This window comes from Nocardia sp. 2TAF39 (assembly GCF_052114905.1).
In the GTDB taxonomy this organism is placed as follows: Bacteria; Actinomycetota; Actinomycetes; order Mycobacteriales; family Mycobacteriaceae; genus Nocardia.
This window is the reverse complement of the sequence record NZ_JBFRFQ010000078.1, coordinates 1-15,318: the sequence shown is the minus strand read 5'-3', so window position 1 is coordinate 15,318 and position 15,318 is coordinate 1. Positions and strand designations below refer to the sequence as shown.

At 67.1% G+C, this 15,318-nt stretch carries 12 protein-coding genes and 1 pseudogene; 10 read left to right on the top strand and 3 right to left on the bottom strand.

Going from position 1 to position 15,318, the window contains the following annotated elements; genetic code table 11:
• Nucleotides 1-45 precede the first annotated feature (45 nt).
• Nucleotides 46-7,818, bottom strand: a pseudogene (locus AB4Z47_RS29565) (amino acid adenylation domain-containing protein); the annotation flags it as partial.
• A gap of 478 nt (nt 7,819-8,296) precedes the next feature.
• Nucleotides 8,297-9,046, bottom strand: a complete 750-nt coding sequence (gene cobM, locus AB4Z47_RS29560; RefSeq protein ID WP_441955808.1) for a precorrin-4 C(11)-methyltransferase — start codon at nt 9,044-9,046, stop codon at nt 8,297-8,299.
• 290 nt (nt 9,047-9,336) lie between these two features.
• Between cobM and AB4Z47_RS29555 the strand changes: the two genes are divergently transcribed.
• From AB4Z47_RS29555 to AB4Z47_RS29510, 10 genes are read left to right on the top strand one after another with little or no spacing between them, the layout of a single operon-like run.
• Complete coding sequence (locus tag AB4Z47_RS29555) at nt 9,337-10,107, top strand: hypothetical protein (protein WP_441955806.1); 771 nt, start codon at nt 9,337-9,339, stop codon at nt 10,105-10,107.
• A 9-nt stretch (nt 10,108-10,116) separates the two neighbouring features.
• A complete protein-coding gene (locus AB4Z47_RS29550; protein WP_441955812.1) occupies nt 10,117-11,274 on the top strand; it encodes an SRPBCC family protein in 1,158 nt (385 codons plus the stop codon).
• Nucleotides 11,271-11,681, top strand: a complete 411-nt coding sequence (gvpJ, locus tag AB4Z47_RS29545) for a gas vesicle protein GvpJ (protein WP_441955804.1) — start codon at nt 11,271-11,273, stop codon at nt 11,679-11,681. Before AB4Z47_RS29550 ends, gvpJ begins: the two co-directional genes overlap by 4 nt.
• The gene (locus tag AB4Z47_RS29540) at nt 11,681-12,475 is read left to right on the top strand and encodes a GvpL/GvpF family gas vesicle protein (protein WP_441955802.1); all 795 of its coding nucleotides are present in this window, start codon (nt 11,681-11,683) and stop codon (nt 12,473-12,475) included. Before gvpJ ends, AB4Z47_RS29540 begins: the two co-directional genes overlap by 1 nt.
• A 3-nt stretch (nt 12,476-12,478) precedes the next feature.
• The gene (locus AB4Z47_RS29535) at nt 12,479-12,736 is read left to right on the top strand and encodes a gas vesicle protein GvpG (RefSeq protein ID WP_441955800.1); all 258 of its coding nucleotides are present in this window, start codon (nt 12,479-12,481) and stop codon (nt 12,734-12,736) included.
• A gap of 6 nt (nt 12,737-12,742) precedes the next feature.
• Entirely contained in the window at nt 12,743-13,051 is a 309-nt protein-coding gene (locus AB4Z47_RS29530; RefSeq protein WP_441955798.1) for a gas vesicle protein, read from the top strand.
• Complete coding sequence (locus AB4Z47_RS29525) at nt 13,048-13,443, top strand: gas vesicle protein (protein WP_441955796.1); 396 nt, start codon at nt 13,048-13,050, stop codon at nt 13,441-13,443. Before AB4Z47_RS29530 ends, AB4Z47_RS29525 begins: the two co-directional genes overlap by 4 nt.
• The gene (locus tag AB4Z47_RS29520; protein ID WP_441955794.1) at nt 13,436-14,224 is read left to right on the top strand and encodes a GvpL/GvpF family gas vesicle protein; all 789 of its coding nucleotides are present in this window, start codon (nt 13,436-13,438) and stop codon (nt 14,222-14,224) included. Before AB4Z47_RS29525 ends, AB4Z47_RS29520 begins: the two co-directional genes overlap by 8 nt.
• A complete protein-coding gene (locus AB4Z47_RS29515; protein WP_441955792.1) occupies nt 14,221-14,445 on the top strand; it encodes a gas vesicle protein in 225 nt (74 codons plus the stop codon). Before AB4Z47_RS29520 ends, AB4Z47_RS29515 begins: the two co-directional genes overlap by 4 nt.
• Entirely contained in the window at nt 14,438-14,731 is a 294-nt protein-coding gene (locus tag AB4Z47_RS29510; protein WP_441955790.1) for a gas vesicle protein K, read from the top strand. Before AB4Z47_RS29515 ends, AB4Z47_RS29510 begins: the two co-directional genes overlap by 8 nt.
• 16 nt (nt 14,732-14,747) lie before the next feature.
• On the opposite strand, the gene AB4Z47_RS29505 is transcribed toward AB4Z47_RS29510, so the two are convergent.
• Nucleotides 14,748-15,173, bottom strand: a complete 426-nt coding sequence (locus AB4Z47_RS29505) for a PPOX class F420-dependent oxidoreductase (RefSeq protein ID WP_441955788.1) — start codon at nt 15,171-15,173, stop codon at nt 14,748-14,750.
• Nucleotides 15,174-15,318: the final 145 nt, after the last annotated feature.

Here is a 15,318-nt window from a genome sequence, read left to right as displayed (position 1 = left end):
AGTATCGTTCCACTCGACCAACACCCGCGCACGCTCCTCCGGCGCGAGCACATCGATGTCGCCGACCGGCACGTTCGGGTCAGCAGTCACCGCCGCGAGAATGCGATCCAGTCGCCGGGCTACCGCGGCGACCGTCGCCTCGTCGAACAGGTCGACGGCGTAGGAGAACTCGGCCGACATACCTGCCGCGTCACCTTGTTCGTCCTGGGTCTCCGAGAGCGTCAGCTGCAGGTCGAACTTGGCAAGCCGGGCGTCGTAATCGATACCGTTGACCGAGAGACCGGGCAGCTCCAGGCTGGCCTGCCTGGTGTTCTGGAAGGTCAGCATCACCTGGAACAGTGGGTGGCGTGCCTGCGAGCGGGTCGGATTGAACACCTCGACCAGCCGCTCGAACGGCACGTCCGCGTGCGCGAACGCGTGCAGATCGGTCTCGCGCGACCTGGCGAGCAGGTCGGCGAAGCTCGACGCGCTGTCCACCTGGGTGCGCAGCACCAGGGTGTTGACGAACATGCCGATCAGATCGTCCAGCGCGGCCTCACCTCGGCCCGCGACCGGGGTGCCGATGGCGATATCGCTGGTCCCACTGGCCCTGGCGAGCAGCACCGCGAGCGCGCTGTGCAGCACCATGAACAGCGAGGCATTGTGCATGCGGCCCAGCTCGACCAGCGCGCGCTGGGTCTCGGCGGAGATCACGAACGGATAGGTGCCGCCGCGATAGGAGGCGACGGCGGGGCGCGGCCGATCCGACGGCAGCACCAATTCGTCGGGCAGATCGGCGAGTTCGCGCGTCCAGAACCTGATCTGGGTGGAGATCAGCGAGTTCGGGTCGTCCTCGGAGCCGAGCACCTCGCGCTGCCACAGCGCGTAGTCGGCGTACTGCACCGGCAGCGCCGACCAGGCGGGAGCCTCCCACGATGTGCGTGCGGCATAGGCCACCATGACGTCGCGGGCCAGCGGGCCCATCGACCAGCCGTCGGCGGATATGTGGTGCACCACCATGCCCAGCACGTACTCGGACTCGCTGATCTCGAAAAGTCGTGCGTGCAGCGGCACTTCGCTGGTCACGTCGAACGCCATGGAGGCGAGCTCGACCAGATGGTCGATCAGGTTGCGCTCGGTCACCGGCACCGGGGTCAGGTCCGGCACGATCTGCGCGGCGTCCAATACCACCTGCACCGGGCCGCTCTTGGTCTCCGGGAAGACGGTGCGCAGCGACTCGTGCCGGTCGATCACATCGATAATGGCGACCTGCATCGCGGCCACATCGAGGTCACCGGAAAGCCGGATCGCGACCGGAATGTTGTTGACCGCGTTGGACATATCGAACCGGTTGAGGAACCACATGCGCTGCTGCGCCAGTGACAGCGGAACCTCGTCGGGCCGCTCTCTGGCCACCAGCGCCTTGCCCGCGCCGTCACCAGCATGCGACTCGACCCTGGCGGCGAGCGCGGCGACGGTGGGCGATTCGAACAGCATGCGCACCGGCACCCTGGTATCGAGCGCGATGCCGATCCGGGAGGCGACCTGGGTGGCGACGAGCGAGTTGCCGCCGAGGTCGAAGAAGTCGTCGTCCACGCCCACCCTGGGCAGATCGAGCACCTCGCCGAAGACCTGGGCGACGATCTCCTCGATGGGGGTGCTCGGGGCACGGAAGGCGCGCACCTCGAATACCGGGGCGGGCAGGGCACGCCGGTCCAGCTTTCCGTTGACGGTCAACGGAATCGCGTCCAGCTGTATGAAGGCCGAGGGCATCATGTACGCGGGCAACTGGTCGGCGGTGCCACTGCGCACCGCGTCGAGGTCGATCTCGCCGACCACGTACGCGACGATCCGCTGGCCACCCGGCTGATCCTCACGCACGATGACCGCCGCGTGGGCAACACCCGGCTGCGCCGACACCGCAGCCTCGATCTCACCGAGCTCGATACGGAAACCGCGGACCTTCACCTGATCATCGGCACGACCCAGGTATTCGAGCTCACCGTGCCGGTTCCACCGCGCCAAGTCGCCGGAGCGATACAGGCGCGAACCGGCCTCATGGGGACCGGCCAGCGAATTCGCGACAAAACGCGTCGTCGTCAGGTCGGGACGGCCGAGATATCCGCGGGCCAATTGGGGCCCGGCGACATACAATTCGCCAGCGGTACCCACCGGCACCGGACGCAACCGGCCGTCCAGCAGATACACCCGCAAGCCGGCGATCGCGCGTCCCACGATACTGCCGGAAGCAGCGGCGATGGTCGCCGCGTCCAACGCACGGTAAGAAACATGCACCGTCGTCTCGGTGATGCCATACATATTCACCAACAACGGCGACGAATCACCATGGCGGGCAACCCAATCCGACAGTCTGCGCAGCTCCAGCGCCTCACCACCGAACACCACATAGCGCAGCGCCAGCGGCGCAAGACCCGGCCCCGCACTGCGATCGGCCTCGGCGAGCTGGTAGAAGGCGGACGGTGTCTGGTTCAACACCGTCACCCGCTCATCGCGCAACAGCTCCAGGAACTGCTCCGGCGACCGCGAGGTGTAGTAGTCGACGACCACCATGGTCCCGCCGAACAACAGCGGACCCCACAACTCCCACACCGAGAAGTCGAACGCATACGAGTGGAACAATGTCCACACATCGTCGGGTCCGAAACCGAAGTCCCGATCCGTATTCGCGAACAGCCGCACCACATTCCGATGCGCGACCGCCACACCTTTCGGCTGACCGGTCGAACCCGATGTGTAGATCACATAGGCCACATTGTCCGGAGCGAGCGCCGCAGTGCGATCCGCGTCGGTGATCGGCGCGCCATCGGCAATTTCCGCCGCGAAGTCGTCCAGCACCACCGCGGGCAGATCTTCCGGCATCGCCACTTCGACCGAAGAGTCGACGATTACGCTCGTCGGACGCGAGTCCGACAGCACAAAGGCAATGCGTTCCGCCGGATAAGTCGGATCGATCGGCACATACCCCGCGCCCGTCTTCACTACCGCAAGCAGCGCAACGACCAAATCCAACGACCGCGGCAGAACCACCGCCACCAACGACTCCGGACCAGCACCATCGGCAATAAGCCTGCGCGCCAGCGCATTCGCCCGCCGATCCAACTCGGCATACGTCAACGAATCGGCACCGAACTTCGCGGCGACGCGATCCGGATGCGCGCCGACTGCCGCCTCGAACAGCGCCACCAGCGTGACCTCGGGTTCGGCGAACAGACCGGTGCCGCCATCCCCACCTGAGGACACCCAGTTCTGCGCCACATCGGCCCACTCGCCCTCGCCGAGCAGATCGACCTCACCGACGATCGCCGCTGGGTCCGCGGTGACCCCGCGCAGGATCCGGACCAGCCGATCGGCGAACGAAGCAACCGTTTCCGCGTCGAACAGGTCGGTAGCGTAGGAGACCACGACCGACACGCCATTGGGTTCGCCCTTGCTGCCGCGCTGTTCGGTCAGCGTCCACTGCAGGTCGAACTTCGCGATGGGAACCTCGAGCTCGTCGGCGCTGACCGACAGGCCGGGCAGTTCCAGAGTGCCGTGCGATATCTCCTGGAATGACAGCATCACCTGGAACAGCGGGTGACGCGCCTGCGAGCGGGTCGGGTTGAGCACCTCGACCAGCCGTTCGAACGGCACGTCCGCGAAGGCGAACGCGGCGAGGTCGGTTTCCCTTGTACGGGCGAGGAAGTCGACGAAAGGCTCGCTGCCGTCCACCTCCGAGCGCAGCACGAGGGTGTTGACGAACATACCGATCACGTCGTCGAGCGCCTGCTCGCCACGCCCGGCGACGGGGGTGCCGATGGCGATGTCGCCGGTACCGGACAACCGGGCGAGCAGCACCGCCAGCGCGGCGTGCATGACCATGAACAGGGTGACGCCCTCCGCGCGAGCCAGCGCGACCAAGCGCTGGTGCAGCTCGACGTCGATCTCGAAGCCCACCCGGCTGCCGTGGAAGCTCTGCACCGGCGGACGCGGACGGTCCGCGGGCAGGTCCAGCTGATCTGGCAGGCCCGCCAAAGCTCTCCGCCAGTACGCGATTTCGCGGGCTGCCATGGAGGCGGGGTCGGATTCGGCGCCGAGCAGCTCACGCTGCCAGACACTGAAGTCCTGGTACTGCACCGGCAGCGGAGCCCAGCTCGGCTCCTCGCCCGCGGTGCGGGCCAGGTAGGCGGTGGCGACGTCGCGGGCCAGCGGACCGAACGAGAAGCCGTCCGCCGCAATGTGATGCACCACGAAGGCGACCGCATAATCGGCGGAGCCGTTCCCGAGTCCACCGGTGACCGCGAAGATCCGTACCCGGATCGGCAGTTCCCACGACACATCGAACCCAGTGGACGCGAATTCGGCGAGCACACCGTGCAATGCGGATTGATCGATTGCCCGCACCGTGAGACCGAGGTCGACCTGATCGACCGGAAGCACCTGCTGGTACCCGCCGTCGCCGGACTCGGGGAAGATCGTGCGCAGTGATTCCTGCCGCGCCACCACATCGAACAACGCGGCCTGCAATGCGCCCAGATCGACTTGGCCGCGCAACCGCACCACGAACGGCAGGTTGTAGGTCGGCGCAGTCGGATCGAACTGGTTGATGAACCACATCCGCTGCTGTGCCAGCGACAGCGGCACCCGCTCCGGGAGCTGCTGGGCGACCAGCGGCGGCCGGGGCTCGACAGCGTCGTGGCCCTCTGCCGCGGCGGCTTTCTCGGCGCGCGCGGCGATCCCCGCGACGGTCGGCGTCTCGAACAGCACGCGCACCCCGATCTGGGTGCCGAAGGCGGCGCCGATCCGCGCCACCACCTGGGTCGCGACCAGCGAGTTGCCGCCGAGATCGAAGAAGTTGTCATCGATCCCGATCCGGTCCTGGCTCAGCACATCGGCGAAGACGCTGGCCACGATCTGCTCGGCCTGGGTGCGCGGCGCACGGAATCCGGCCGCGTCCGTGCTGAACACCGGTTCGGGCAGGGCCTTGCGATCCAGCTTGCCACTGGTGTTGAGCGGAAAGGCGTCCAGCACCATGATCGACGCGGGCACCATGTAGCTCGGTAGCTTCTGCGCCGCGAACCTGGTCAGCTCCGCCGGGTCCGCAGTCCGGGCGGGCGCCGCGACGACGTAGGCGACCAGCTGCTGGCCGGTGGCCGTATCCACGACCAGCACGACCGCTTGGCTGACCGCGGGATGGGCTAGCAGATCGGTCTCGATCTCGCCGAGCTCGATGCGCTGACCGCGGAACTTCACCTGGAAGTCGGTGCGGCCGATGTATTCCAGCGTTCCCGTGTCGTTCCAGCGCACCAGGTCACCGGTGCGATACATCCGCTCGCCGTTCGGCGACAGCGGGTTCGCGACGAATCGGTCCGAGGTCAGGTCCGGTCGGCCGCGGTAGCCGCGGGCCAGCTGGCGCCCGCCGAGGTACAGCTCGCCCGGCGCGCCGATCGCGGCCGGACGCAGCCGCGAATCCAGCACATAGACCTGGACATTCCACTCCGGGATGCCGATCGGCACGGTCACCGTGTCGGCGGCCGTCGCCTCCCAGTAGGTCACCGAGACCGCGGCTTCGGTGGGGCCGTACAGGTTGTATAGCCCGGCTGGAGCGGAGCCTGCGGAGCGACCATCGGGCGCAGCGGTGATCTCTCTGAATTTCGCCGCGGTCTCCGGCGGCAGCGCCTCACCGATCACGAAAACCGCACGCAGCGTGGCGCATTGGGCCTGGGTGGCGTGCGCGACGAACACCGTGAGCATGGAAGGGACGAAGTCGGTCACGGTGACCCCGTGCCGTTCGATCATGTCCGCGACGTAGAGCGGGTCGCGATGCCCGTCCGGCGCGGCAATGACCAGCTTTGCGCCCACCATCAGTGGAAGGAAGTAGCCCCACAGCGACACGTCGAACGTGGTCGCGGTCTTCTGCAGGTACACGTCCTCGGCGGTCAGCCGGTACTCGTCGAGCATCCACAGCTGCTGGTTGACGATGGCGTGGTGCGGGACCGCGACGCCCTTGGGGCGGCCGGTCGAGCCCGAGGTGTAGATGACGTAGGCGGTGTTGTCCGGGCGCAGCGGCGCGAGCCGCTCGGCGTCGGTGACCGGGCCCGCGGCGTACGCCGACACGTCGAGGGTGTCGATCTCCACCCGGCGCACCGACTCGGGTAGCTCCAGATCGTCCGAGGACAGCGTCAGCACGCACACCGGCGCGGCGCTGTCGAGAATGTAGGCGGTGCGCTCGGCCGGATGATCCGGATCGATCGGCACATACGCGCCACCGGCCTTGAGCACCGCGTGCATGCCGATCACCAGCTCCAGCGAGCGGCGCATCCCCAGTGCGACAAGAGATTCCGGGCCGACGCCGTCGGCGATCAGGAACCGGGCCAGCCGATTGACCCGCGCGTCGAACTCCGCGTAGGTCAGCGTCGCGCCCTCGAAGTCGAGCGCGATATTGTCCGGGGTCAGCGGCATCTGCGCGTCGAGCAGCGCCGCGAGCGTGGTCTCCGGAACGTCCTGCTCGGAGTCGTTCCACTCCAGCAGCGTCCGGTCACGCTCGCCGGAGGTGGTGATCTCCAAGCCCCACACCGCCGAGTCCGCGTCGGCGGCGAGGAAGCGATCGAAGAACTCGAGGAAGCGACCGTGCTGCCGGTGCGCCTCGTCCTCGGTGTAGAGGTGCGGGTTGGTCTCGAAGTCGATGTGCGAACGGGTGCCCGCGACCGACTGGTAGAAGTTGACGCCGAGGTCCTCGATGCTGCCGGTGGACAGCACGCTGAACTGGCCGACCATCGGCCCCAGAACCAGTTGGTCATGGAACAGCATGATGTTGACCCACGGCCCGAAGAACTCGGTGGTCACCACGCGGTCACCCGCCGCGTCGCGGCGGATGTCCTCGTGCCGGTAGCGCTGGTGGCGCAGTGCACCGGACACCTCGATCTGGACCTGCTTGAGCAGCTCGGCCACCGTGGTGTCGTGGCCGACGTGCAGCCGCAGCGGCACGATGTTCGAGGACACACCGCCGGAGCGCCGCATCGCCGCCGTAGTGCGCGCGGTCACCGGCAGGCTGAGGATGACGTCCTCGACGCCGTTCCACTGCGCCAGATACGCTGCGAATCCCGCGAGCAGCAGTCCCGCAGGCGACGAATCGTGCCGCGTGACAGCCGCCTCCAGCCGCGTGTTCTGCTCGTCCGACAACGCGGCGCTCACGATGCCGTTGGCCGCCGCGGGCGGCGCGGAACGGCCGGTGAGGCTGGTGCCTTCCTCCAGCCCCGCGACACGCTCGGCCCAGTACTCCTTGTCGGAGGCGAAGCGGGTACTACCGCGGTAGGCGATCTCCTGCTCGTAGAGCGTGTACAGGTCAGTCGCTTTGGCGGCCGCCGGCTCGGTGCCGTTGACGTACGCCGTGTACAGCTCGGCGATCCGGTTCGTGTTGGTCATGGCGCCGAAGCCGTCGAGCGCGATGTGATGCGCCCGCGAGTACCAATACCAGTGGTCCTCTGCCAGCTGCAGGGCGGCGATCCCGATCAGCCGGTCGGTGGTCAGGTCGAGAGGTCGGCTGTAATCGGTGCGCATCCACGCGAGCGCAGCGGCCTCGGGGTCGTCTTCGCCCCGCAGATCGACGTACTCGACCATCCCGCCGTCGGCGATGCTGTGGTCGACCCACTGCAGCGGCTCACCGTCGCGTTCGATGATGCGCAGGAAGCCCGAACCGAGCTCAGCGGACACGTCGCAGACGGCGCGGTCGAACATCTCGATGTCGAACTCGCCGTGCAAGTCGACGTACTGCGCGATGTTGATCGGCACCTGCGGGTCGACGTGCTGCGCGTACCAGATGCCCAGCTGGGCAGGAGACAATGGAAAGGCACCGGGCGGCAGCAGGCCGGGTTGTGACCCAGAACCCGCAGGTGCCCGTTCGCCATCAGTTTCACCGTTTCCGCCGAAATCCAGCCGGTTCAACCGTAACCTCGCTTCCGGAACACCACGCAAGCGCTCCCCGCCAACACCCGGACGTGGCGCCCACCCGTCCAAGCGTGGCGCCTGCGTCTCCGGTGTTCTGTTCTCATATCAATCAGGCAAAAATGTTCGTCTGAACTATCTGTCCAAGAGGCAAACCTTGTTACATGGGCTCGACTGTGCCCAACGACCACTGACCGGCTCTGCCGGGACTGTCACTGCGGATCACCGGAACAATCTACCGTCGCCGTGCGCACCCGACCAACCAACCGTTATAGCCGAGCAACATCAATGCAGGCAGAGGGGTTTCAGCCGGTCCGACGAAGGGCTGTTGCCGTTCTCACACCGTTCCTCGGTGTGACATCTGGGCACCACCGGGTCAGGAGTGGCGCAGTCGGGCCGGGTCGTAGAGATGGGATTCGGCGCAGGGCGCAGTGGGCGTCAGCGCACGTCCGACCAAGATCACCGCGGCTTGCCGCAATCCGGCAACCTCGACCTGGTCGGCGATATCGGTCAGGGTGCCGCGCAGGATCCGCTGTTCGGGCTGGCTGGCGCGGTACACGACGGCGACCGGGCAGTCCGGGCCGTAGTCGGCGGCCAGCTCGCCGGCCAGCGCACGGATGCTGGTGATGGCCAGGTGCAGCACCAGGGTGGCGCCGGTCGCGGCGAAGTTCGCCAGGGCTTCCGAATCGGGCATCGCGGTCGAGCGGGCCTGGGTGCGGGTGAGCACGACCGACTGCACGAGTTCGGGCACGGTCAACTCGGCGCCGAGCAGCGCAGCCGCGGCGGCATAGGCGGGCACGCCGGGCGTGACGTCCCACGGGACACCCTGCGCGTCCAGCCTGCGGGTCTGTTCGGTGAGCGCCGAGTAGAGCGATGGGTCGCCCGAGCACAGCCGGGCCACGTCCTTCCCCGATCGGGTGGCGCGCACCAGATGGCCGGTGATCTGGGCGAGGTCCAGATGCTGGGTATCGATCAGCTCCGCGTCCGGCGCGCAGTGCGACAGCACCTGCGGGTCGAGATAGGTGCCCGCGTAGAGGCAGACCGGGGAGGCTCGCAGCAGAGCGACCGCGCGCACGGTCAGCAGGTCCGCGGCGCCGGGCCCCGCCCCGATGAAGTGCACGGTCATGCGGTGAGTGTATTCAGGCCGTCACATCGCACTGTGCGATGACCTCCAGTGGGCACCGGCACTACTCGAATCGCCCGGCACGCCGTTGCACTCCCGAACTCCTCGGCCCGATCCGCACTCGTGTACCGGCCGCCGATCTCGGTGAGGTCGGCAACTGGTTCGCGGACGGCCGTGGCCGGCCGATGACTCGGGATGCCGACCGGCGGAAATACCTCGACTCGATAAGGACGCGGGAGGTTTGCCGGGGCCAGTGTGGTCTACCCGACATTTACCAGCACGTAGTGCCACTGATGAACCCGCTGTTCGGCGAGTCGCAGTCGAAAAACAAGCAAGGAGTGATCGTCGTGAAGGCCGGAGCACGAATAGCGGTGGGGGTGGGCGTCGGCTACTTCCTGGGCCGCACTCGCAAGATGCGACTGGCATTGTCGCTGGCAGGCGCGGTATTGGCCAGGCGGTCTTCGGGAGGGCCGCAGGAGTTGCTACAGCGAGGGACCTCATTGATCAGCTCGTCACCGGAGCTGGCCGAGATCACCGAAACGGTTCGCGGGGAGTTGCTGGGGGCGGCGCGGGCAGCGGCGGTCACCGCCGCGAGCCATGGGATCGATTCCCTGAATTCCCGCCTGCAGCAACGGCCGGCGGGAACCCGAGCGGACGCTGAAGCCGAAGAGTCTCGAGAGCTCACCTCGGGCCGCGGCGAGGAAGAGTACGACGAAACCTCCGAGGCCGACTACGCCGGCGACGACTACGAACGCGAATCCGACGAGGAGGATCTGGAGGACGAGTACCAGGACGAAGAGGGCACACCGGAAGAGGACACCGAAGCCGAGGACTTCGAAGCCGAGGAGAGCGACGAAGACGAGAGCGACCGGGAAACCCGGGAGCCCGCCCGCGCACGACAGGCGACGCGCTCTGGGCGGACCCGAGCCGGTGAGTCGCGCCCCCGGCGACCGGACAAGGCATCCAGCTCTGGGGCCAGGAAGTCGGCTACTCCCGGCCGGCGTCGTGTCCGCGCCGACGCTGACGTCGCCGAGCACGCGCCGGTGCGGCGTACGAGGAGGTGAATCCCGATGGTGCGGAAATCTCTCGAAGACGTCCCCGGCACGGTGGGCAAGGCCGCCACCGGCACCGTGAGCCGAGTCGGCAAGACCGCTGCCGGCACCGCGGGCCGGGCCGGCAAGGCTGCGACCGGCGCGGCCGGAACCGCTCAGCGAAAGGTCGAGGAGGTCACCCCGACCGGGCAGCTACAGCAATCGCTGCAGGACCTGGCCGGAACCCTGGCCGGACGTGCGCTCTCCGGCGTCTCGGACACCATGTCAGGGACGGCCGAGCGCCTGAACCAGTACGCCGAAGGCGGTGGCGGGAATCTGTTGGCGGCGGTGACCGGCATCGAGAAGCTCGCCGACGGTAAATCGCCGATGCAGGCAGTCATGAGCGCCGGAATGGATGGGTTCAAGCACACCGCCAAGGATGCGTTCCAAGGCGTAAAGGAATCACTTGTCGGCGGGAAGGGGAAGGGCTCCGGCGGTAAGAAGCTGAAGCTGACGAACATCGTCGAGCAGGTCGATGTCGGCGCTCCGATCCGCCTCACCTATGACCAGTGGACCCAGTTCGCGGACTTCCCGAAGTTCATGAAGAAGGTCGAGCAGGTCGAACAGGCCGCCGACCAGAAGCTGGAGTGGACCGGCAAGGTCTTCTGGTCCCGACGGACCTGGCAGTCCACGATCCTCGAGCAGGAGCCGTTCGAACGGATCGTGTGGCGCTCGAAGGGCGACAAAGGCTACATCGACGGGGCGGTGACCTTCCACGAGCTCGCCCCCGATCTGACCCGCGTCATCATGGTGCTCGAATATCACCCCCGCGGATTCTTCGAGAAGACCGCCAACCTTTGGCGTGCGGTCGGCCGCCGGGCCCGCCTGGAACTGAAGCATTTCCAGCGTCACGTCATGACCGAGAGCCTGCTGCACCCGGATGACATCGAAGGCTGGCACGGCGAGATCCACGACAAGAAAGTCGTCAAAGACGACGAGACCGCCCGTCGCGAAGAGCAGGAAAGCGCGGAAGACGAGGGGCCGGAAGACGAAGACCGGGAACTCGAGGACGAAGTCCCCGAAGACGAGGAATCGGAGGACGAGGAGAGAGAACCCGAGCCGGCCCGTCGTCGACCTGCGGCCCGGCACATCACCACATCCAGAACCCGATCGGGGGATAAGCGAGGAGGACAAATATGACGATCGAACCTGCAGGCCGAGGAGGAGGGGGCGCCGGCACCATGGCCCGCCCGAACTCCTCGGGTCTGGCCGAAGTCATCGACACGATTCTCGACAAGGGATTGGTCATCGACGCATTCGCGCGGGTGTCGCTGGTCGGCATCGAATTAGTGACCATCGACGCCAGGGTCGTAGTGGCCAGCGTTGACACCTACCTGCGGTTCGCCGAGGCAGTCAACCGGCTGGAGATTTCCGACACCGAACCGAAGGGCCTACCCGACCTGGTCGGCGAGATCACCGAGGGCGGCGCGAAACACAAGACCAAAGGCGCTATCGAGGCCGCGGGCGAGAAGGTCATGAACTTTCTCGACGACGTGGAGGACAAGCGCCAGACGGCGAGTCGGTCATCGAAACGAAGGGAGAGATGATGCCCACCGAGCAAGCCACCGCGCCGCACCGCGAACGCGGTCGGACCAACGGGGTGTACGTGTACGGCATTGTGCCGGCCGATGTGCAGCCCGAAGAGCACGCATCCGGTGTAGGAGATCCGCCGAGCGACGTCTCGACGGTGCGCCATGGCGAGATCGCCGCGCTGGTCAGCGAGATTTCAGTCGATCGGCCACTCGGCACGCCCGACGACCTCACGGCCCACGCGAAATTGTTGGACGGTTCCGCGGCTGTCACGCCGGTACTGCCGCTGCGGTTCGGAGCGGTGATGTCCGATGCGGATTCGGTCGAGAAGGAGCTGCTCGAAGCTCACCTCGACGAGTTCCGTGCCGCGCTGGAGGAACTCGAGGGCCGCGCGCAGTTCGTGATCAAGGGACGCTACGTCGAGAAGACCATCCTGAGTGAGCTGGTCAACGAGAACTCCGAGGCCGCCCGGCTACGGGAGGAAATCCGCGACAAGCCGGAAGACGCCACCCGTGATGCCCGCATGGCGCTGGGCGAGATCATCAACCAGGCGATCGAGGCCAAGCGTGCCGAGGACACCCGCCGGGTCACCGCTGCGCTCGACGCACTCGAACCCCTTGTCAGCGAGCGAGACCCCACCCACGAGGAAGACGCCGTCCACGTCGCGGTCCTCATCGAATTGTCTCGGCAGGGCGAACTCGAGGAGGCTTTGGGAAGACTCGCCGAGGAATGGGACGGCCGCGTGGAGATAAGTCTGCTCGGCCCGATGGCGGCCTACGACTTCGTGATGAAGCGGGAACCGGCGGGCTGACGCATGGGCCTGCTTTCCTCGATCCTCTCGTTACCGTTCGCCCCGGTCCGCGGCGTGATCTGGCTGGGTGAACTGATCCAGGACCAGGTCGAGCAGCAACTCCACGACCCGGCGATCGCTCGGCGGGAACTGGAGGAGATCGACGCGGCCCTTGCGGCGGGTCAGCTGTCGGAGGAGGAGCACAGGGCTGCGCAGCAGGCGGTCCTCGACCGGATGGTCCGGCCGTCCGCCGGCACGGTACCGCCCGAAGGGAAGGAGTGATCCCGCGTGAGCGGCAAAACCAGCCACGAGCCCGAACCTGCTCCACTGACCGCGGCGCAGGCCGGCACCGCGGCGATCGACCACCTCATGGAGCTGACCTCGAAGGAAGCGCAGGGGGCTACCTCCGTGGAGCCGACGGACCAGGGGTGGACGGTGGAGGTCGAGGTGCTCGAGGACCACCGCATCCCCTCGTCGGCGGACATGCTGGCGCTCTACGAGGTGGAGATCGACCTGGACGGAAACCTGTTGGCCTACCGCAGAACCAAGCGCTACAGCCGCGGCAGCAGCGACATCGGCGGAAGGAATCGAACATGACCGTGGTCGGGGGCGGATCGTCGTCGGTACCACAGCCCTACGGCGGCGGACACCAGTCGACGAACCTCGGCGACATCCTCGAACGGGTTCTCGACAAGGGCCTGGTGATTGCCGGCGACATCCAGGTGAACCTGCTCGACATCGAGCTGCTCACCATCAAGCTGCGGTTGGTGATCGCCTCGCTGGAGACAGCGAAGGCGGTGGGCATCGACTGGTGGGAAACCGATCCCTGGCTCAACAGCAAAGCCCGCACGCTCGAGCGGCAGGATCGGGACCTCGAACTCGAGAACCGCGAACTGCGCGACCGGATCGCCGAACTCGAAGCCGGACGCGACCGCCACGCACCCATCGAACGCGCCCGCCGACCGGCGGAAGAGGAGGACCGTGACTGACGGTGCCGGGGTCTGGCTGTACGCGGTGACGGTCGACGGCGGCGCCGTCGGCAAGCTGGGTCACGTGACCGGGGTGGCGGGTGAGGCGGTGCGTCTCGTGGTCTCGAAAGGCCTGGCGGCCGTTGTCGGGACGGTCCCGCTCGAGGCTTTCGGGAAGGAACCGCTGCGGCGCAATTTGGAAGATCTGACCTGGCTGGAGGCGACGGCCCGGGCGCATGACACCGTCGTCTCCGCTGTCGCGCGACGGGGTCCGGCTGTCCCGCTGCGCCTGGCCACCGTCTATCTCGACGACGACGGAGTCCGCGGTCTGCTCGAGGAGCGGCGGGCGGACTTCGAGTCGGCACTCACCCTGGTGACCGACCGCACGGAGTGGGGCGTCAAAGCCTACGGCGACCGCGCCGCCCTCACCGCCGCGGTGGCCGAGGCCAAGGCGGCGAGCAGTGACAGGGGCGTCGGCACGGCATATCTGCTCCGTCGCAAAGCCCAGCTGTCCGCGCAGGAGACGGTCGAACGTGACGCCGCAGCGCGCGCCGACGAGATCCATGCACGCCTGGTACGACATGCCGCCGCCGGCCGGCGTCAGGCCGCGACCGATCCCGCGCTGAGCGGCAGGCGGGACTGGATGGTGCTCAACGGCACCTACCTGGTGGACGATGCGCGCGCCGACGAGTTCGTCTCGACAGTCGGGGAACTCGGGAAGGAATATCGAGGTATCCGGCTCGAGCTCACCGGTCCGTGGCCACCGTATTCGTTCGCCGGCATGGAACGGGAGCCCCTGTGAGGAACGCCGACGGGGAGCGCCGCATCGCCCTCATCGACCTACTGGACCGGGTGCTGGCGGGCGGGGTCGTCATCTCGGGCGACATCAGGCTCTCCCTCGCGGATGTCGACATGGTGCAGATCTCGCTGCGGGCCCTCATCTCCTCTATCACCCCCCTTTCCGCCGAACCACTCGAGTCCGCCGCACCGCGCGATGCGCTGGAGGCGCGCAGGGATGACTGAATTCGGCGGCATCCCCCCACATATCGACTCGAATCCCGAATCCGTCGAGCGCGGGCTCGTCACGCTCGTGCTCACCCTGGTGGAGTTGCTCCGGCAACTGATGGAGCGACAGGCGTTGCGGCGGGTGGACGAGGGCGACCTGAGCGACGAGCAGATCGAGCGGATCGGCACCACCCTGATGCTGCTCGAGGAGCGAATGGAGGAGTTGCGGAACCACTTCGGGCTGACCCCTGAGGATCTCAACATCGACCTCGGACCGCTGGGGACGCTGCTTCCCCGGGAGTGAGGCCCGAACCGAGAAGTCAGGCCGTCGCGTCGAAGTGTGCGATCACTTTCGAGGGCCGGAGTCGGACGACGAGTTCGCCTGGCACGCCGTTGCGCTTGCCGAACTCCTCGGCCCGGTCCGCGCCCATGTAGCGTCCGCCGATCTCGGTGGCGGTGCGCAGCAGTTCGTCCGGGTCCTCGGAAAGCGTCACGGTCCCTTGCAACTGGACCGATGGGTACGGCGGCTCCTCCAGGTCGACGCACACCGCGATGCGCGCGTCGCGCGCGAACGCCTTGCCCTTGACAGTGGACTTGCCGGTATTGAAGACCAAGGCGTCACCGTCGAGGATGAACCAGACCGGCGTGACCATCGGCCTGCCGTCGGCCGCCACGAACGCCACCTTGCCCGTTCGAGTGCCGTGGGTAAGGAACTCGCGCACTTCGGGATCCGAGAGAGAGGCCATTGGTAGTCCGGGGCTCTCGCCCCTTTCCCCTTTCAATTCCGTGCGTGCGGTTTTCCCGCACACGGCTTACCGATGATCGTCATGACAGGGTTACGCTGCCTTCGGGTAGCGGACGGTGCCGCGAAGCCGGTGCAGGCCGTGCCCG

What these genes read in the sequence shown, in the direction of transcription:
- cobM (WP_441955808.1), bottom strand. Translation starts at nt 9,046, where the DNA reads ATGACCGTGCACTTCATCGGGGCGGGGCCCGGCGCCGCGGACCTGCTG.
- AB4Z47_RS29555 (WP_441955806.1), top strand. Translation starts at nt 9,337, where the DNA reads ATGAACCCGCTGTTCGGCGAGTCGCAGTCGAAAAACAAGCAAGGAGTG.
- gvpJ (WP_441955804.1), top strand. Translation starts at nt 11,271, where the DNA reads ATGACGATCGAACCTGCAGGCCGAGGAGGAGGGGGCGCCGGCACCATG.
- AB4Z47_RS29540 (WP_441955802.1), top strand. Translation starts at nt 11,681, where the DNA reads ATGCCCACCGAGCAAGCCACCGCGCCGCACCGCGAACGCGGTCGGACC.
- AB4Z47_RS29535 (WP_441955800.1), top strand. Translation starts at nt 12,479, where the DNA reads ATGGGCCTGCTTTCCTCGATCCTCTCGTTACCGTTCGCCCCGGTCCGC.
- AB4Z47_RS29525 (WP_441955796.1), top strand. Translation starts at nt 13,048, where the DNA reads ATGACCGTGGTCGGGGGCGGATCGTCGTCGGTACCACAGCCCTACGGC.
- AB4Z47_RS29510 (WP_441955790.1), top strand. Translation starts at nt 14,438, where the DNA reads ATGACTGAATTCGGCGGCATCCCCCCACATATCGACTCGAATCCCGAA.
- AB4Z47_RS29505 (WP_441955788.1), bottom strand. Translation starts at nt 15,173, where the DNA reads ATGGCCTCTCTCTCGGATCCCGAAGTGCGCGAGTTCCTTACCCACGGC.